This window comes from Halocynthiibacter namhaensis (genome assembly GCF_000812685.1).
Taxonomy (GTDB): Bacteria; Pseudomonadota; Alphaproteobacteria; order Rhodobacterales; family Rhodobacteraceae; genus Halocynthiibacter; species Halocynthiibacter namhaensis.
Map to the genome: position 1 here is coordinate 70431 of NZ_JWIF01000059.1, position 17962 is coordinate 88392.

The following is a 17962-nucleotide window of genomic DNA, read 5'->3' on the forward strand; positions in this document are numbered from 1 at the left end:
ACCCGGGGCGGGACTTGCGGCAAACCCACCCCATGTTAAAACTCGAAGATATCACCTATTCCGTCGCCGGCCGCACGCTGGTTGAGAACGCAAGCGTCACTATTCCTGAGGGCCACAAAGTTGGCCTTGTCGGGCGAAATGGCACGGGAAAAACCACTCTTTTCAAGGTGATATACGGCGAAATGCCCCTTGAAGGCGGTGCTGTTTCCCTGCCCAAACGTGCACGTATTGGGGGCATCAGCCAGGAAGTTCCATCATCGGAAACCAATTTGATCGATACGGTTTTAGCTGCCGATACAGAACGCGCGTCGCTGTTGGCCGAATCTGATACCGCCAAAGATCCCAATCGCATCGCCGAAATCCAGATGCGCCTGTCTGATATAGACGCCTGGTCTGCCGAAGCGCGCGCCGCTTCCATTCTGCGTGGCCTTGGTTTTGACCCCGAAGCCCAGCTAAAGCCTTGTTCCGCCTTTTCTGGCGGTTGGCGCATGCGTGTGGCTTTGGCTGCGGTTCTGTTTTCGCAACCTGATCTTTTGCTGCTCGATGAGCCGACCAACTATCTCGATCTTGAGGGCGCTTTGTGGCTGGAACATTACCTAGCCCGCTATCCCCACACCGTGATCATCGTCAGCCACGATCGTGGCTTGCTCAACCGTGCGGTTGGCGGGATTTTGCACTTAGAAGACAAGAAGTTGACCTTCTATCAGGGCAATTATGACACCTTCGCCGCGACCCGTTCCGCACGCCTTTTGGCCGCTGAATCTGAGGCCGCGAAACAAGATGCCCGCCGCGCCCATTTGCAGAAATTCGTTGACCGTTTCCGCGCGACAGCGTCAAAGGCTGTGCAGGCGCAATCGCGTCTGAAAATGATCGCCAAAATGCAACCGATCACCACCCCGCAGGAAGCCGCGCTTAAGCGGTTCACCTTCCCAAAACCCGAAGAGCTTTCCCCCCCCATTATCAACATTGAAAATGGCGCGGTTGGTTATGGTGGCACGCCGATCCTATCTAAGCTTGACCTGCGCATCGACCAAGATGACCGCATTGCACTTTTGGGCAAGAACGGCGAAGGAAAATCCACACTTTCCAAACTGTTATCTGGCCGTCTTAATGTGCAAGTCGGGGATATGGTTTGCTCCAGCAAGCTGCGTATCGGGTATTTTGCGCAGCACCAGGTTGACGAACTTTTCATCGACGAGACGCCGCTTGAACACGTTCAGCGTCTGCGCCCATCCGAAACCCCGGCCCGCCTACGCGCGCGTCTTGGCGGTTTTGGCATTGGCGTCGAACAAGCCGACACCCAAGTTAGCCGTCTTTCGGGTGGCCAAAAAGCGCGTTTGTCGCTGATGCTTGCCACAATCGATGCACCGCATCTGTTGATCTTGGATGAGCCGACCAACCACCTTGATATCGAAAGTCGCGAAGCCCTTGTGGAAGCTCTCACCGCCTATTCCGGCGCGGTGATTTTGGTCAGCCACGACATGCATTTGCTTGGCCTTGTGGCCGATCGCCTCTGGCTTGTCTCTGGCGGGCGCGTCACGCCCTATGAAGGCGATCTGGAAAGCTATCGCAAGTTCCTGTTGCAACGCGAGGCCCCTGTCAAAGATAAGAAGGCCGCTAAAGCCGCACCGAAAAAGGCGTCTCAAGAACGTATTAAAGAGTTACGTTCAGAGGTTCGTAAATCTGAAGAGCGTCTTGAAAAACTGCAAGTGATGGAAAAGAAATTGACCGCAAAACTGGCAGATCCAGCGATGTATGCCCCGGAACGCGCCAAAGAATACGAAGTGTTTCAAAAGAAATACGGCGAATTGCGGCAAGCTTTGGAACGTGCCGAGGAACTTTGGCTTAAGGCACAGGACAAGCTGGAAAAAGCTCAATCCTAATATGGGTTGGGCCTAATATGGGTTGGGCCTAATATAGGTTTGGCCCAAGACGGATTGAGGTTTCCCTTGCAATTGTCTCAACAAAAAATCACCTTTGGCATTGAGACCATAAAGGAAAACTCATGAGCGGTGATAACATTGCGCGCCTCGTTTACCTCGGCATGTTGATCTTGGCGATTGGCGGCTGGTATGTGGCCCAGAATCGCGTATCACGTGGGAAAAATGCACAATATGCTGCCATCTGGGGGCTAATTTTTGTCGGTGCCATCGCGGCGGTTGGCCTCTGGGAAGATGTCCGGCGCGACACGATTTTGAAACAATCCATCACAGACAACGGCAGCATTGAAATCCCGCGCCATCGCGATGGTCATTTCTACGCCCGCCTTTTCCTAGATGGGGTTGCCGTCGATTTCACCATCGACACCGGCGCAACCGAAGTTGTTCTCACCCGCGAAGATGCCCGGCGCATCGGTCTAAACCCAGATGAGCTTGCCTATTTGGGCCAAGCTTACACGGCCAACGGGCCCGTGCGCACCGCTGCAACACGCGTGTCTGAGGTCCGTTTTGAAGGGCTCACTGATCGTGATTTGCAAGTTTGGGTCAATGATGGCCCGATGCCTGGGTCCCTGCTTGGCATGCGGTATCTGAACCGTTTCAGCAAAATCGAAATCGCCCAAGGCATGATGCGTCTCGTGCGTTAACACCGTGCGAAACACATGATCCCGATGTTAGCCTTCAGCCTTTTTCACCCAGCGCCCATCTTCTTGGGCCCAGTATTGCGCGGGAATTTTCGCGCCGGTCATCAGCTTCCACTGGGTCCGCGCATGGGATACGGACTCTGGGTCATATCCATCAAATAAGATCATCGCCCGTTCAAGCTTTGCAACTTCTTCCGGCATCACATCCGCACGACCCACAGACATCAAGCATTGGGCATCATTAGCGATATCCATGCCGGTACCCAACAATATCGGTTGCGACGCGTCATGCGCACCCCCGGCCAATCCGTGGGGAATAAAGGATGTTGGGTCACCCAGCCAAAGACGTGTGTCCAGCACCTGCATCATAGCGTCATGACGCCCACGCACAGCGATGCGCCAGCCCGCTTGACGCGCCTTGCCCAATAGGATCGGCAAGACTGTTTCAAGCGGACTTTCCGTCAGGTGGTAAAAGAAAATAGAGCTCATTCAGCGCCTTACAGCTTATACTTCATCCATCAAGCGACTAAGCGCCATCACACCCCAACCGGACGCACCCTTGGGCGCATAGGTGGTTTCCGTGGTGGTCGCCGCAACGCCTGCGATGTCCAAATGGATCCAAGGGGTTTCGTCTTTCACAAACCGTTTCAGGAATTGCGCCGCCGTGATAGAGCCCGCCGCACGACCACAAGAATTGCGCATATCCGCAATTTTGCTTTTCAAAAGTTTGTCATAGGCCGGCGACAAAGGCAGACGCCAAGCGCCCTCGCCCTCGGTTTCAGCGGCCTTCAGGAAAGCCTTACACAACGCATCATTGTTGGAAAACACACCAGCGTTTTCATGCCCCAAGCCGACAATCACAGCGCCAGTCAACGTCGCCAGATTGATCATGCCGCGTGGCTGAAACCGTTCCTGGGCATACCAAAGCACATCGGCCAAAACCAAACGTCCTTCTGCATCTGTGTTGATGATCTCAACCGTGTCACCCTTCATGGATTTCACCACATCACCAGGGCGCGTCGCACTGCCCGATGGCATGTTTTCGACCAAGCCAACAAGACCAACGACATTGGTCTTGGCACCGCGCAACGCCAGCGCGCGCATGGCACCGGCAACAACGCCAGCACCGCCCATATCCATGGTCATGTCTTCCATGCCAGCGGCTGGTTTCAGGCTGATACCGCCCGTGTCAAATACCACGCCTTTGCCGACAAGTGCAAAGGGGGCTTCATCTTTACCGCCACCATTCCAACGCATTACAACGACTTTGGAGGGGCTGTCAGAACCTTGACCCACGGCCAACAGCGTACGCATGCCCAGTTTTTCCAGCTCGTCTTCTTCCAAGATCTCAACATCAAGGCCGATCTCTTGCATTGCGGCAAGACGTGCGGCGAAATCATCTGTGGTCAACACATTGGCCGGTTCATTAACCAAGTCACGCGTGAAAAACACACCTTCAGAAACCGCGGCCAAAGGCGCTGCGGAACGAGCGACGTCTTCAGGATTGGAGACCATCATCGTAACCTCGCCCTTTGTCTCGTCGCGCGCTTCCCCATCATCAGTACGGTAGACGTCAAAGGCATAATCCCGCAAAGCAATCCCGTATGAAATCTCTTCCGCGCGATTGATATTGCCACCAAGCACCGTCAAAGCGCCCTTGCCTTTCAGTTTCGCGATCTCAACGCCAGCTTTACGCGCAAGTTCAACAGAGGGGCGACGCCCCAGACGCACAACAACCAATGCCTCGGCCATCATCCCAGCGGGAAATGACATTAGCATTGCTGACCCAGGCTTCATTTCCTCAAATACATCGCTTTCCGACAGGCGCGCCAAGGCCCCTTTCGTCAAACGATTCACCCGACGCGCGGTCGCATCAAGCTTGCCATCTTCTGCGACAAAAACCGCAACGCGGCCTTCTAATGTGGCGATTGCGTCAATATCGGTTTCTTGAAAATGAATTGTTGTGGGCGTCGTCATAGGGGTCTCTCCGTGGTCGAAGTCCGTGATGAAAGATCACATGGTTTTCCCTTTGCTAGCGGTCTTGCGCCTAAAACACCAGATAGCAGTTTTACCCGCATTGAATTTGCGATATTCTGCGGACTGATCAAAGCGTTAACCAAAGGGGCCAATGTGGCGCGATTCGACCGATATTTGATTTCGCAGCTGATGGTTCTGTTCGGGTTCTTTTCGCTGGTGCTTGTCATGGTCTATTGGGTCAACAAAGCGGTTGGGTTGTTTGACCAATTGATCGCAGATGGGCAATCAGCAACCGTATTCTTGGAATTCTCGGCCCTCACTTTGCCCAGCGTTATTCAAATCGTTTTGCCAATTTCAGCTTTCATCGCAACGGTTTATACGATCAACCGATTGGCCAGTGAAAGCGAATTGGTCGTGGTGCAAGCGACCGGGTTTTCGTCCTTCCGATTGGCACGCCCCGTTATGATGTTTGGCCTTGGGGTCGCGCTGTTTTTGTCCCTATTGACCCATGTGTTGGTTCCCTCAGCCGCCCGGCAGTTGGCCGAACGCGAGGCCGATATTGCGCAAAACATTTCGGCAAAATTTTTCTCCGACGGTCGTTTTTTGCATCCAACGGAAGGGCTGACCTTATACATCCGCGAGATTGAACCCTCTGGCGAGATGGTTGACCTTTTCCTGTCAGACCGGCGCAATACTGCCAGCCCAACCACCTATACCGCACGACGTGCGCTTTTGCTGCGCTCCGCGGAAGGACCGCGGCTTTTGATGTATGATGGCATGGCGCAAATACTGAACCGTGAAACAAACACCCTGACGACGACATCATTTTCCGATTTCACCTATGACATCAGTGCTTTGATCGGTGACTTTGGAAACCGTCGCCCCCGTATAGACGAATTAACGACGCTTGACCTTCTGCGCGCAGACCCCAGCGCACTACAGCAAACTGGGTCAAGCCGCGCGTGGTTCATATCCGCTGCGCATGAACGCATCGCGCAACCGTTTTTGGCCATGGTGACCGCGCTTGTTGGATTTTCCTGCTTGCTTTTGGGGGGCTTCAGCCGCTTCGGTGTATGGCGTCAGATCATCTTGGCCGTCGCGCTTTTGGTGGTGATAAAAGCCCTTGATAACGTCGCATCTGACATTGCGCGCAAAGACGAAACACTTTGGATTTTGATGTATCTTCCCGTTCTGGCGGGACTTGCCTTGTCTGCATTGCTACTGTGGATCTCAGAACGCCCATCCCTGTTCAAACGCCGTGCGAGGGCACAAACATGAAGCTGCATCTGTATTTCGCCAAGCGTTTCATGATCACATTCGGTGCTGTATTCCTTGTATTTTTGGGCATTCTCATGCTTGTGGATGTCGCAGAGCAATTGCGCAAATTTGGCGATCTTAATCTGGATTTCAGCGCGATCCTTGTGTTGTCGTTGCTGAATGTCCCAACGACCCTCTATCAAATTCTGCCACTCATTACCATTTTGGCAACACTTGCGCTTTTCCTTGGCCTCGCGCGCAGCAGTGAGCTTGTCGTCAGCCGGGCCGCCGGGCGTTCTGCCTTGCGATCCCTCGCCGCACCTGTCATCGCGATTTTCGCCATTGGCGTCATCGCTGTCGCCGTCTTCAACCCCATTGTTGCCGCCACATCTGGGGCCTATGACGGGCGTGTTAATGTTCTGCGCGTGGGCACGGCTTCGACTTTGTCCATCAGTGACGAAGGGCTTTGGTTGCGCCAAGGAAACCCGGCAATCACCCCAGAAAACGCATCCACAACGGATCAGCGTATTCTGCAAACCGTTATTCACGCCCAAGCCGCAAGCCTCGCAGGCACCAGTTTACAACATGTGAGTTTCATCAATTTCAATGCGGATGGCCTGCCCTTGAGCAGGATCGAAGCACAAAGCGCAATTCTAAGTGCAGGCGGCTGGGTGTTAACGAACGCCAAGCTTTGGCCCTTGGCCACAAGCGACGGACGCCCAGCCAACCCCGAACGTGATTCACATGTTCACCAAGAACTGATCCTGCCCACCACCCTAACAGAAGAACAAATCCAAGACAGTTTTGCGGAACCCTCGGCCATTCCAATCTGGGAGCTGCCAAAATTCATCGCTCAGCTGGAAAATGCGGGCTTTGCTGCCCGTGCCCATTCCGTGTTTTTGCACACCGAACTTGCCCTGCCGCTTATGTTGGTCGCGATGGTTTTGGTCGGTGCGGGTTTCACCATGCGACACACACGTCTTGGTCAGACCGGGCCCATGGTTCTGATGGCGATTCTGCTTGGCTTCTCGTTGTTTTTCCTGCGCAATTTCGCACGCGTTCTTGGGGAAAACGGGAATATCCCAATTGAGCTCGCGGCCTGGGCACCACCTCTTGTGGCTATTCTATTGGCCATGGGGCTTTTGTTGCATATGGAGGACGGATGACACCGCCTAAGAAAATTACTGCATCACGCAGAGCATGCTTCGCCCTTGCCAGTGTATCTGCATTGTGTCTGACCCTGTTTGCGACCCTATCACATGCGCAAACCAGTCCCCCAAATGCGCGTCCCACCGCAGCGGCAAATACGGTAAGTTACGCCAGCTTGATCGCCGATGATTTGCGCCTTATCGGGCAAGCGGGGCTTGTGGCAGCCGGCAATGTTGAGATCTTCCACAATGGTGTCCGCCTGCGGGCCGAAAGCCTGCAATATGACAAACGCACCGAAGCACTGTCATTGGTCGGACCACTGCGCCTGACCGAGGGCGAAAACATCACCATCCTCGCAGATACGGCGCAACTGTCGACGGACCTGCGCAATGGTGTTTTGCGGTCGGCCCGCATCGTGCTTGAACAACAGCTACAGCTTGCCGCCAATGAAATTGGTCTTGTGAATGGCCGTTATATCCGCATGAACGATACTGTCGTGACCTCATGCCAGACCTGCGCCCAGAACCCCGTGCCTTTATGGGAAATCCGGGCGCGTTCAGTTGTGCATGATCGCAATGAAAAGCAGCTATATTTCACCAATGCCAGCTTTCGCATCAAGGGTGTTCCAGTTCTTTGGCTGCCCCGCCTGCGCTTGCCCGACCCCACGTTAGAGCGCGCAACTGGGTTTTTATTGCCTCGATTTAGGTCCTCGTCTCGCCTGGGTTCCGGGCTGCAAATGCCATATTTCATTCGCATCGGGGACCATAAAGATCTGACGTTAACCCCTTGGATCTCCTCACGAACGCGCACCCTTGAGGCGCGGTATCGGCAGGCGTTTCGCAATGGCGACATAACAATCGACAGCGCATGGTCAGATGATGATCTACAAACATCGAAACGCTGGTATGTTTTTGCAGAGGGAAAATTTGAACTTCCACGTGATTATCAGTTGGCGTTCAACATAGAAACGACCTCTGACCGAGCGTATTTGCTGGATTATGGGTTTTCTGACAAAGATCGCCTAGAATCCAACATATCGGTTACTCGCGCCCGGCGTGATAAATTCGTGCGTGCCGAACTTATCCATTTCAATTCCTTACGTGCAGGTGAAATCAACAGCACCCTCCCCACAATCGTCAGCAACTTTCTGATACATCGCCGCACTGAACCAAGTTGGATTCCTGGCGCGTTGGACTGGCAGGTTGAAGGTCATACACATTACAGAAGCTCCGACATCCGCGGGATCAGCGGCCGCGATGTCGCGCGTCTAAGTGCCCGTGTCGATTGGCGCAACAGCCACACCTTACAGAACGGCATGGTCTTTGCGACAATGGCTGGCGCTGACTTGGATTACTACGCATTTGGCGACGCCGCTGCTGGTGAAGAAGACGGGCTATACGGGACGGGCACGATTGGTGCTGAATTGCGTTGGCCCCTTATCCGCCAAGAAACCACGACCGGTGCAACCCATTTGCTAGAACCCGTGGTCCAAGTGTTCTACAGCCACAGCAATCGGTCAGGCCTCCCAAATGAAGATTCTGTCCTGCTTGAGTTCGACGAGGGCAATCTATGGTCAGACAGCCGTTTCTCAGGATCTGATCGTGTGGAAACAGGTTTGCGCAGCAACATTGGTTTCAACTGGACCCGCCAAGCGCCAAGTGGTTGGTCTCTGTCACTCGCCGCAGGGCGTATCTATCGTGACCAATCCAACGCAGCTTTCACCTCTGGGTCTGGCCTATCTGGCACAAGTTCTGATTGGTTGCTGGCCGCGCAAGTACAACTAAAAAACGGCCTCACTTTATCAAACCGTGCCTTATTTGATGACCATCTGGATTTCTCTCGCAATGAAACACGTGTGAATTGGTCCAATGATCGCATATCCCTTGGATCCTCATATCTTTGGATTGAAGCGGCCCCCGCCGAAAACCGTCCGCAAGCGTCTGAATGGGCGTTCGATGGGAAATATGATTTCAATGATCAATGGAGCGGCTCTGCCAATTGGCGTTATGATTTCATCAATGATCGGGCTGCAAAGATTGGATTGGGCTTGGAATACCGGAATGAATGTACCAACGTATCCTTCACAGCATCGCGCCGTTTCACATCAAATGCGGCAACGAAACCAGCCACAGATTACGGCATTTCAGTCAGTCTCGCTGGCTTTGGTGCAAACACGGGCCGCAGAGCTCTTGCACGACGGTGCAGTCCTTAGGTACAAGGTTTGCAAAGATGCGTGAAACATCGCTATTCAACTGGATCCTTAAGATCCAACTAGATCAGAACCGGTCGTATGACCGACGTAAAGGGCAATGGCTCGGAACATGGACAACAACATGAACGTCATTCAGCAAAGATCCGCGCAGGCAGTTACATTCGCAAGATCATTCTTCGCCAAAAGCCGCGCTTTGGCCCTTGGGGCTGCCGTCATGGCGCTGCCTTTGATCACGCTTCCACAGACAGCGGTCGCACAAAACCTGTTTGCCCCTGCGGCCACGGTCAACGATGCTGTTGTGACCAATTATGAACTTCGTCAACGGATCACCTTTCTGCGCCTTCTGCGTCAACCGGGCGATATTGAAGCCGAAGCCATCAAAGGCCTCATCGATGATCGCCTGCGCCGTCAAGCCTCAAAACTTGCGGGGATCACCGTCAGCGATGCGCAAATCGCCACTGGTATGGATGAATTCGCAGGGCGTGCACAGTTGACAGGTGAGCAATTCATCGCAGCCATCGGTCAAGAAGGTGTTGCCCCCGAGACCTTCCGCGATTTCGTATCCTCAGGTATCGCTTGGCGCGAACTTGTCGGCAGCCGTTACGCACCACGGGTTCAGATCACTGAAGCTGAAATCGACCGCGCCCTGGCCCTCGCATCTGGCAGCGGCGGCGTACGTGTTCTGCTGTCCGAAATTATTATTCCCGCCCCGCCAGAACAAATCGATCAGGCCCGTGCACAAGCTTTGCGTATCAGTCGCACCACCAGCACAGCCGCGGGTTTTGCCGCCCAAGCGCGCAATCTATCTGCATCGCAATCACGTGGTCGTGGCGGACGTATTGACTGGCTTCCTATCGGAAACCTGCCGCCCCAAATTCGCAGCCAAGTCTTGGCGCTTTCCCCGGGTGAGATCACCGCTCCGATCGAAGTTCCCGGCGCTGTCGCGCTGTTCATGTTGCGCGCAATCGAAGAAACCGATGCTGCTGCAACAGAAGTCGTTTCCATCGAATATGCACGTTATTTCATCCCCGGTGGCCGCACCGAAGCCGCCTTATCTGAGGCGCAAAAAATTGGCAATCGTGTCGACAGCTGTGAAGATCTATATGGTACAAACCTTGGCCAGGATGCATCGCGGTTGCAGCGCGACACGCTGGCGGTTGATGAAATCCCACAAGATATCGCGCTGGAATTGGCGCGCCTTGACGAGAACGAATACTCAACAGCCCTGTCCGTTCAAGGTGAAAATGGACCTGAACTGGTGTTCTTGATGCTCTGTGGTCGTGTGAATGCCATTGTTGAGGACACATCCCGCGAAGACATCCGTGCGAATCTTCGCCAACAACGCTTGGCATCATATGCCGACAGCTTGCTTGCTGAACTGCGCGCTGACGCCACGATCACCATCGCACCATGACATCAAGGTTCAATGGCGCTCCGATTGCCTTAACCTGTGGTGAACCCGCAGGTATCGGCCCCGAGCTTGCAGAAACCGTTTGGCAGGAATTGCAGCAGGATGGCCCGGCATTTTTCCTGATTGGGGACGCGACCCATCTGCCTGGAAACGTGCCACATATTCGCATCGATACGCCAAGCCAAGCCAATGCAGCAATGCCTGATGGGTTGCCCGTGTTGCACATGGATTTTGGCGCACCCAGGATCCCAGGTACACCAAATCCCACACATGCCAAAGCCGTCATAAAATCGATCGAAACTGCGGTTCAATTGGCCCAAGACGGCGCAGCCAGCGGCATATGCACCCTTCCGATTCATAAGAAAGCGCTTAAAGACGGCGCCGGTTTTGCCTTCCCCGGGCACACAGAATTTCTAGGGCATTTGGGTGGCGTCGACAACGTGGTGATGATGCTTGCTTCCCCCCTGTTGCGCGTCGTTCCCGTCACCATTCATATCGCCTTGGCCGATGTCCCCGCCCAATTGACCCCGGCCCTGCTGGAGGCAACTATCCGCATCACCCATGCCGGATTGAAACGAGATTTCGGTCTTGATGCACCGCGCCTTGCGATTGCCGGCCTTAACCCACATGCGGGTGAAGGCGGCGTTATGGGGCACGAGGACATGGATGTGATCGCGCCAACCCTTGAGAAACTGATCAGTGAGGGCATGGATATTCGCGGCCCTCTACCCGCGGATACCATGTTCCACGCGCGCGCGCGCGACGCCTATGATGTTGCGATTTGCATGTATCATGACCAAGCTCTGATCCCGATCAAAGCCCTTGATTTTGATCGCGGTGTCAATGTGACGTTGGGCTTGCCCTTTGTGCGCACATCACCCGATCATGGCACCGCTTTTGATATCGCAGGCCAAGGTATCGCCAATCCAGCATCGACGCTTGAGGCACTGCGCTTGGCAGCAAAAATGGGTTCAGCCCGCATTCAAGACGTGAAAGAAGCCTAATATGGCCACTATCGACAACCTTCCCCCGCTGCGCCAAGTCATTGAAACGCATGAACTTGCGCCAAAAAAATCGCTTGGGCAGAACTTTCTGTTAGACCTAAATCTGACATCAAAAATCGCGCGTTTCGCTGGTGATTTGTCGCAATGCGATGTGCTTGAGATCGGGCCTGGCCCTGGTGGCTTGACCCGTGCCTTGCTGTCAGAAGGCGCGCGCAAAGTGCTTGCGGTTGAGAAAGACCCACGCTGTATTTCCGCCTTGGCTGAAGTCCAAGCCGCCTATCCCGGCAAGCTTGAGGTCATCAATGCAGATGCCTTGGAACTTGATGTGTCACAGCATTTGACAGGCCCCGTGCGCGTGGTTGCCAACCTGCCCTATAATGTCGGCACCGAACTGTTGGTGCGCTGGTTGACGCCAGAAAATTGGCCACCATTCTGGGAAAGCCTTACGCTTATGTTCCAAAAAGAGGTTGCCCAACGCATCACAGCCCAACCCGGCAGCAAAACCTGGGGACGTCTTGGTATTTTGGCACAATGGAGATGCGAATGTCACACGGTGATGTCACTTCCCCCTGAAGCGTTCACGCCACCGCCAAAGGTCCATTCTGCCGTTGTGCATTTGAAACGCCGCGACACGCCCTTGTATGATGCCGACCCAAAAGTCATGAACCGACTGGTCGCTCAGGCCTTCAATCAAAGACGCAAAATGCTACGGTCCGCGTTGAAGAATTTTGTGCCAGATATGGAAGCGCACATAGAAGCCGCCGGACTGAAACCCACAGATCGCGCCGAACAAATCGACATCGAAGGTTTCTGCGCCCTCGCCCGCCAAATTGCGCCTCATATGCGCCAAGGGTAACATGTATGGAAATATGTTTGGATCAATCCAAACAGGCCGAACAAAAAAACGCCCCGTCGAAAAATTCTGACGGGGCGTTTTTTTAAATTTTATTCCGCAGCTTCTGGGCTGTCCGGAGAAACCGCTTCTTCTGCGACTTTCTTTGGAGCACGACGGCGCGGCTTGGGCTTGCTGTCTTCGACGACGGCGCCCTCTTCCCCATCTATGGCAACAGGTTTGCGGCGACGTGGCTTGCGCGCGGCGGGCTTTTCAGCACCTTCCGGCGTATCCACAAGCGTGGTCGGCGCATCCGTGATGAAAGACGGCAGTTCCGGTTGCGGTGCGTCGGATGGATCAATCACATCGGCCGGGCCAGTGATCGAGCCAGTGATCGGAGCAACCTGTTGCGGCGCATCAGCTTGGTGTTCGGCGTTGCGGTTGTCCGCGCGATTATCAGGCCGATTTTCGTTACGATTTTCGCTTCGGTTTTCAGTTCTGGCCTCATTGCGTCCGTCGGTACGCCCCTCGCTGCGATTGTCCTGACGCGTATCGTTACGGTTTTCATTGCGGGCGTCACGTTGGGCCTGGCGTTCGCGATGCTGGGCTTCTTGTTCCAAACGGCGCGCTTCGGCTTCCAAACGGCGCGCTTCGGCTTCCCGTGTCGCATCCCCCAACAAACGCACGTAATGTTCTGCGTGTTGTTGAAAGTTTTCCTCGGCGACGCGGTCATTCGCAAGCTGGGCGTCACGGGTCAGAGCTTGGTATTTATCAATGATTTGTTGAGGTGTGCCACGCACTTTTCCTTCGGGACCTGAGCTGTCAAAAACACGGTTCAGATTGTTCCCATTGGAATTTGTATTACGATTGCGGTTGGACTTACCACGCGAACGTTGTTTTGATGGTCTCATTTTTGATCTTCGCTAAACATAAGGTGGGCTAGGCCTGAAATTTCCAATATCGTTACCTCAACCGCGCTTCCTGCGTGGGGTTATCATCAACCGGGTTAAACGATGTTCTGGCTTACTGCAGATCATAGCACCTAAGGGCGCTTGTCTCTGCAGGAAAATATTACACATGTGCCCCAAATGAATACAAGTAAAATCGTGAAAATTTCCTAAAAAAGTCCAGATTTTCATCGAAATTAGCTGATCTGTAACGTCGAAGCTGATCTAAGCGGGTTTTCGTCCCACGACCACCCGATCCCGGCCATCCAAATCATGGCGGATCGACACATCGACAAGCCCCGCCTCTCGGAAAAATCCGCAGACGTCTGGCGCTTGCAGCGGCCCGATTTCCACAATCAACCATGCCCCGTCAGCCATGAAACCCGGCGCATCGCGCGCGATAATTCTGTAACTGTCCAACCCATCATTGTCCGGCGTCATGTCCGGCGTCAATGCGATATGGGGCTCAAAGTTCAGAACCTCGGGCGACAGATCACGCATTTCAGCCCCGGTAATATAAGGCGGATTTGATACAATCAAATCGTAAACACCCTGCGCCGCCCCAAGCCAATTTGATTGGGTGAACTCGGCGCGGGTTTCAAGCTTGTGAAGCTTCGCATTGCCCATCGCGATCTCAAGCGCGCTTGGTGAAATATCAACACCCTGCCCGCGGCTTTCGGGCAATTCTGCCAGTAAGCTTAGCAAAATCGCACCAGATCCCGTGCCAAGATCCAGGATGCGCGTGCCGCCCTTTTCTATCGCCACCTCAATCAGAATTTCCGTTTCAGGGCGCGGATCAAGCACCGCATCGCTGACGTGAAAATCCCGACCATAAAACGCGCGGCGGCCAATGATATGAGACACCGGACGGCGCGAGGCCCGCGCGACAACTGCCTGTTCGAAACAAACGGCTTGTTGCGGTGAAATTGGATCTTGCAACACAAGTGTCAATCGCCCCGGATCAACATCCAAAGCAAAAGCCATCAATCGGCGCGCATCCCGCGCAGCATCCGGCACATCCGCAGATTTGAGGGTCTGCGTGGCCTTAAACAAAGCAATCTGAGCCGTTTCCACAGTCATCGCGCCGCTTACAGGTTTTCTTCGGCGGCCAAGCGGCGCGCCTGATCATCTGCCAAAAGGGCGTTGATAAATTCATCCAGGTCCCCGGCAATCACCTGATCCAACTTATATAAAGTCATGGTGATGCGATGATCGCTGACCCGCCCTTGGGGGAAATTATAGGTGCGAATGCGTTCCGATCTATCCCCTGATCCAACCTGATCTTTGCGCGCCTCAGAACGTTCATCATGCAGATTCTGACGTTCCATATCAAACAGACGGGTCTTCAGAACCTGCATTGCAATTTCGCGGTTGCGGTGTTGTGATTTCTCAGAACTTGTCACGACAATCCCTGAGGGCATATGCGTGATACGCACGGCAGAATCGGTGGTGTTGACGTGTTGCCCACCCGACCCAGAAGCGCGCATGGTATCGATACGGATATCACCAGGATTGATTGTGATATCAACGTCTTCGGCCTCGGGCAGCACAGCAACCGTTGCCGCAGATGTATGAATACGTCCGCCACTTTCGGTTTCTGGCACGCGCTGCACCCGGTGCACGCCGCTTTCAAATTTCAGACGCTGGAACACATTCTCGCCTTTGACATGAATGACGGCTTCTTTGATGCCGCCAAGCTCCGTGACGCTTTCTTCCAGAACGTCGAACTTCCAACCGCGCCCTTCGGCATAACGTTGGTACATCCGCATCAAGTCACCCGCGAATAAAGCGGCCTCGTCCCCGCCAGTACCAGGGCGGATTTCGATCATCGCCGGGCGTGCATCAGCGGCATCTTTTGGCAGTAACGATAGCTGAAGTTCCTCTTCTTCAACAGGCAGGCGCGCTTGCAGCTGCGGCAATTCATCCTGCGCCAGTTCCTTCATTTCCGGATCCTGCATCATGGCTTCGCACTCAGCTATATCTGCGAGAAGTTGCTTATAGCTGATGATCTGGTCAACCACGGGACGCAGCTCAGAATACTCGCGCCCAAGTGCCGCGATATCAGCGCCTTCAGCGCCAGCATTCATCTGTGCTTCAAGAAATTCAAATCTCTCGGTGATGCGGGAAAGTTTTTCAAAAGGAACCATGTCTTCCCTTCCCCTATTCACAGCGTTTGGTCAAGGGCGGTCCCTGTGATATGCTGTATCTATGAAACGGATTGCGATGATATTCACTCTGATCAGCACGGCCGGGTTTGCCGATGTCACCGCCCCCAATGGGCGGGTTATCGATTGTTTTTGCACAGATAAATCAGGCAGTCGTCAAGAACTCGGCCAGGAAATCTGCCTGTTTGTCGATGGCCGAGCCTTTATGGCGCGCTGTGAGATGTCACTGAACGTTCCCATGTGGCGTGAAACCGGGGCCGCTTGTGTCACATCGAACTTAAAGCCCCGCCAAAGCCAACCAATGGGACACACGCCGTTGATTGACCCCAAGATCTGAACGCCCAAACCGCAAATGCCCGCGCATATGCAATCTATCGCCATCAATCCAAATGTTTGTCGTATCGGGGAAGCCCCAAAACGGGCTGCGGGTGATATAGCTGACGTGGCCTTCCTCAAGGCCACCATCCAAAAGCTGGGTGCGCGTGGTCTCGTCAATCACGCGCATGATCCGATCCAAAGCTTCGCGCCCCGGCTCGCTCAACAAGCGCACAGCTTCGAACCCGCCGTCTTCCTTATAATTCCCGGCCTCATGATAGGCGCTTTCACGGGAATGATAATCACCGGCCTCATGCGGCGCGTGGCGCACGTAAAACCGTACGATCAAAACCGCACTTAGAACTCCAGCCAAGAGCCATGTCATCATTTTTGCATTCCTTTGCATTTCAATAAGGCCCCAGGCAGAGGTATGTGTCGCAAGACGAACGGGTCAACAAAGCGCAAATACCCCTTCATCTTGCATAAAATACTCAACTCAAAGCTCGCCTCGCGCACGTTTGCCCCAGCCATATAGGCACAACAGTTCCGTCGCCACATGTGCCCCTGCCACGGCCGTTGCGCCGGTTGTGTCGTAAGACGGGTTTACCTCGACCACATCCATGCCCAACAGATTGATCCCGCGCAGATCACGCAACATTTGCGCCGCCTGTGCGGAGGTCAGCCCGCCCCAAACAGGTGTGCCTGTACCAGGGGCATACGCCGGATCCAATGCGTCGATATCAAAAGTCAGATAGGTCGGATGATCGCCCATGATCTCTTTGATCTTGGCAACTGTCGCCTCTGGCCCAATGCGATGGACTTCGGGCGCATCAATGATGTTCATGCCCATGGGATCTGGATTGTCGGTGCGAATGCCAACTTGCACCGAGCGTTCCGGGTCGATCAGGCCAAGTTTAATCGCCTTGTAGAACATGGTGCCATGGTCAATCCGATCCATGTCGTCGTCTTTCCAAGTGTCGCCATGGGCGTCAAACTGCAGCAATGCCAAGGGCTTGCCGAATTTTTCCGCATAGGCTTTTAGGATCGGAAAGCTGATATAGTGATCACCGCCCAAGGTCAGGGTCGCGGCCCCCGCGTCCAAGATCTTCTTGGTGTGGGCCTGCAATGTCGCCGGAAAATCTGAAATTTTGCCGTAATCAAACGCCATGTCACCATAGTCGGCAACATTCATGTCATTCATCGGATCAAAATCCCAACCATAGGGCTTGTCTGGTGCCTGAAGGGATGACGCCTCGCGGATGGCGCGCGGGCCGAAACGGGTGCCGGGGCGGTTGGTGACGGATTGGTCAAAACACACGCCGGTCACGGCCACATCAACATTGGTCAAGTCTTTGGTGTATTTGCGGCGTAAAAAGCTTGGCGCGCCTGCAAAAGTCAACTCGTTTGACAGGCCGCGGTGACTGTCGCGGGTGAAAGCCATATCTTCGTGGTTCTTCGCGTCTTCCAGTGACATTTCATCCCCTCCCGGATAATATGATCAAATTATCTCACCCTTTATGCGTCACGCCACGTGCCCGTTTCAAGCCCTTCAATCGTCCAGTCCCCAATTGAATAGCGAATAAGTCGTAAACACGGATGCCCCACGGCGGCGCACATGCGACGCACCTGACGATTGCGCCCTTCTGTGATGGTCAGCTGCAGCCAACTGTCAGGCACCGATTTTCGCACACGAATGGGCGGATTGCGCGGCCAGAGCCCGTCTGGCTCGCCCATCACATCCGCCTGTGCGGGGCGGGTTACACCATCTTTCAACGTCACGCCTTTGCGCAACGTGCTGATCGCAGCCGCCTCCGGCGTGCCTTCCACCTGCACCCAATAGGTTTTGGGTTGTTTAAATTTGGGGCTGGCAATCCGATTTTGCAATTGGCCGTCATCGGTCAACAAAAGCAAACCCTCACTGTCACGATCAAGACGGCCAGCCGCGTAAACCTTTGGCACATCGACATAGTTTGAAAGCGTTTCCCGCGCAGAGCCTTGCATTCCTTTGTCGGTAAACTGACTAAGGACGCCGAATGGTTTATTCAGCAAAATAACGCGTGACATGGCAGGCTCTCCGGATCGGTGCAGACCGGAGTTTTTGAAAAACTCCGG

16 protein-coding genes are annotated in these 17962 nt (G+C 54.2%); 8 read left to right on the forward strand and 8 right to left on the reverse strand.

All coding sequences use genetic code 11. The features are described 5' to 3' along the window. Positions 1-32 precede the first annotated feature (32 nt). On the forward strand, positions 33-1883 hold the full coding sequence (locus RJ38_RS12175; protein WP_039019150.1) for an ABC-F family ATP-binding cassette domain-containing protein: 1851 nt from the start codon (positions 33-35) through the stop codon (positions 1881-1883). Between the two features lie 122 nt (positions 1884-2005). Then, positions 2006-2584 carry a retropepsin-like aspartic protease family protein gene (locus tag RJ38_RS12180; protein ID WP_039019151.1) on the forward strand — a complete coding sequence of 193 codons (579 nt, stop codon included), beginning with the start codon at positions 2006-2008 and terminating at the stop codon, positions 2582-2584. Positions 2585-2611: 27 nt separating this feature from the next. On the opposite strand, the gene RJ38_RS12185 is transcribed toward RJ38_RS12180, so the two are convergent. Further along, positions 2612-3070 carry a DNA polymerase III subunit chi gene (locus tag RJ38_RS12185; protein ID WP_039019152.1) on the reverse strand — a complete coding sequence of 153 codons (459 nt, stop codon included), beginning with the start codon at positions 3068-3070 and terminating at the stop codon, positions 2612-2614. 15 nt (positions 3071-3085) lie between these two features. Further along, a complete protein-coding gene (locus RJ38_RS12190) occupies positions 3086-4558 on the reverse strand; it encodes a leucyl aminopeptidase (RefSeq protein ID WP_039019153.1) in 1473 nt (490 codons plus the stop codon). A 153-nt stretch (positions 4559-4711) separates the two neighbouring features. On the opposite strand from RJ38_RS12190, the gene lptF reads away from it, so the two are divergent. From lptF to rsmA, 6 genes are all read left to right on the forward strand, one after another. After that, positions 4712-5836 (forward strand): LPS export ABC transporter permease LptF, encoded by a 1125-nt coding sequence (gene lptF / locus RJ38_RS12195; RefSeq protein ID WP_039019215.1) that lies wholly within the window; start codon positions 4712-4714, stop codon positions 5834-5836. Then, positions 5833-6981, forward strand: coding sequence for an LPS export ABC transporter permease LptG (gene lptG / locus RJ38_RS12200; protein ID WP_039019154.1), 1149 nt, complete (start codon positions 5833-5835; stop codon positions 6979-6981). Before lptF ends, lptG begins: the two co-directional genes overlap by 4 nt. Continuing rightward, entirely contained in the window at positions 6978-9176 is a 2199-nt protein-coding gene (locus RJ38_RS12205) for an LPS-assembly protein LptD (RefSeq protein WP_052245362.1), read from the forward strand. The genes lptG and RJ38_RS12205 overlap by 4 nt, the downstream gene beginning before the upstream one ends. Before the next feature lie 121 nt (positions 9177-9297). Further along, a complete protein-coding gene (locus RJ38_RS12210; protein ID WP_156121854.1) occupies positions 9298-10590 on the forward strand; it encodes a peptidylprolyl isomerase in 1293 nt (430 codons plus the stop codon). Further along, positions 10587-11591 carry a 4-hydroxythreonine-4-phosphate dehydrogenase PdxA gene (gene pdxA / locus RJ38_RS12215; protein WP_039019155.1) on the forward strand — a complete coding sequence of 335 codons (1005 nt, stop codon included), beginning with the start codon at positions 10587-10589 and terminating at the stop codon, positions 11589-11591. Before RJ38_RS12210 ends, pdxA begins: the two co-directional genes overlap by 4 nt. 1 nt (position 11592) lies before the next feature. Further along, positions 11593-12447: a 16S rRNA (adenine(1518)-N(6)/adenine(1519)-N(6))-dimethyltransferase RsmA gene (rsmA, locus tag RJ38_RS12220; RefSeq protein WP_039019156.1), complete on the forward strand. Its 855-nt coding sequence runs from the start codon at positions 11593-11595 to the stop codon at positions 12445-12447. A gap of 89 nt (positions 12448-12536) precedes the next feature. On the opposite strand, the gene RJ38_RS12225 is transcribed toward rsmA, so the two are convergent. The 6 genes from RJ38_RS12225 to RJ38_RS12250 all read right to left on the reverse strand — a co-directional run bounded on the left by RJ38_RS12225 (position 12537) and on the right by RJ38_RS12250 (position 17914). Next, positions 12537-13334, reverse strand: coding sequence for a DUF4167 domain-containing protein (locus RJ38_RS12225; protein WP_039019157.1), 798 nt, complete (start codon positions 13332-13334; stop codon positions 12537-12539). Positions 13335-13595: 261 nt separating this feature from the next. Continuing rightward, a complete protein-coding gene (gene prmC, locus RJ38_RS12230) occupies positions 13596-14450 on the reverse strand; it encodes a peptide chain release factor N(5)-glutamine methyltransferase (protein ID WP_039019158.1) in 855 nt (284 codons plus the stop codon). Positions 14451-14458: 8 nt separating this feature from the next. Next, positions 14459-15517 carry a peptide chain release factor 1 gene (gene prfA, locus RJ38_RS12235; protein WP_039019159.1) on the reverse strand — a complete coding sequence of 353 codons (1059 nt, stop codon included), beginning with the start codon at positions 15515-15517 and terminating at the stop codon, positions 14459-14461. 295 nt (positions 15518-15812) lie between these two features. Then, on the reverse strand, positions 15813-16238 hold the full coding sequence (locus RJ38_RS12240) for a DUF1499 domain-containing protein (protein ID WP_052245363.1): 426 nt from the start codon (positions 16236-16238) through the stop codon (positions 15813-15815). 108 nt (positions 16239-16346) lie between these two features. Next, entirely contained in the window at positions 16347-17324 is a 978-nt protein-coding gene (gene speB / locus RJ38_RS12245; RefSeq protein WP_039019160.1) for an agmatinase, read from the reverse strand. A gap of 41 nt (positions 17325-17365) precedes the next feature. Further along, the gene (locus RJ38_RS12250; RefSeq protein WP_039019161.1) at positions 17366-17914 is read right to left on the reverse strand and encodes an rRNA large subunit pseudouridine synthase E; all 549 of its coding nucleotides are present in this window, start codon (positions 17912-17914) and stop codon (positions 17366-17368) included. Between the last annotated feature and the right edge of the window lie 48 nt (positions 17915-17962).

Coding starts and splice junctions, on each gene's coding strand:
- RJ38_RS12175 (WP_039019150.1), top strand. CDS start 33: ATGTTAAAACTCGAAGATATCACCTATTCCGTCGCCGGCCGCACGCTG.
- RJ38_RS12180 (WP_039019151.1), top strand. CDS start 2,006: ATGAGCGGTGATAACATTGCGCGCCTCGTTTACCTCGGCATGTTGATC.
- RJ38_RS12185 (WP_039019152.1), bottom strand. CDS start 3,070: ATGAGCTCTATTTTCTTTTACCACCTGACGGAAAGTCCGCTTGAAACA.
- RJ38_RS12190 (WP_039019153.1), bottom strand. CDS start 4,558: ATGACGACGCCCACAACAATTCATTTTCAAGAAACCGATATTGACGCA.
- lptG (WP_039019154.1), top strand. CDS start 5,833: ATGAAGCTGCATCTGTATTTCGCCAAGCGTTTCATGATCACATTCGGT.
- RJ38_RS12205 (WP_052245362.1), top strand. CDS start 6,978: ATGACACCGCCTAAGAAAATTACTGCATCACGCAGAGCATGCTTCGCC.
- RJ38_RS12210 (WP_156121854.1), top strand. CDS start 9,298: ATGAACGTCATTCAGCAAAGATCCGCGCAGGCAGTTACATTCGCAAGA.
- pdxA (WP_039019155.1), top strand. CDS start 10,587: ATGACATCAAGGTTCAATGGCGCTCCGATTGCCTTAACCTGTGGTGAA.
- rsmA (WP_039019156.1), top strand. CDS start 11,593: ATGGCCACTATCGACAACCTTCCCCCGCTGCGCCAAGTCATTGAAACG.
- RJ38_RS12225 (WP_039019157.1), bottom strand. CDS start 13,334: ATGAGACCATCAAAACAACGTTCGCGTGGTAAGTCCAACCGCAATCGT.
- prmC (WP_039019158.1), bottom strand. CDS start 14,450: ATGACTGTGGAAACGGCTCAGATTGCTTTGTTTAAGGCCACGCAGACC.
- prfA (WP_039019159.1), bottom strand. CDS start 15,517: ATGGTTCCTTTTGAAAAACTTTCCCGCATCACCGAGAGATTTGAATTT.
- RJ38_RS12240 (WP_052245363.1), bottom strand. CDS start 16,238: ATGATGACATGGCTCTTGGCTGGAGTTCTAAGTGCGGTTTTGATCGTA.
- speB (WP_039019160.1), bottom strand. CDS start 17,324: ATGTCACTGGAAGACGCGAAGAACCACGAAGATATGGCTTTCACCCGC.
- RJ38_RS12250 (WP_039019161.1), bottom strand. CDS start 17,914: ATGTCACGCGTTATTTTGCTGAATAAACCATTCGGCGTCCTTAGTCAG.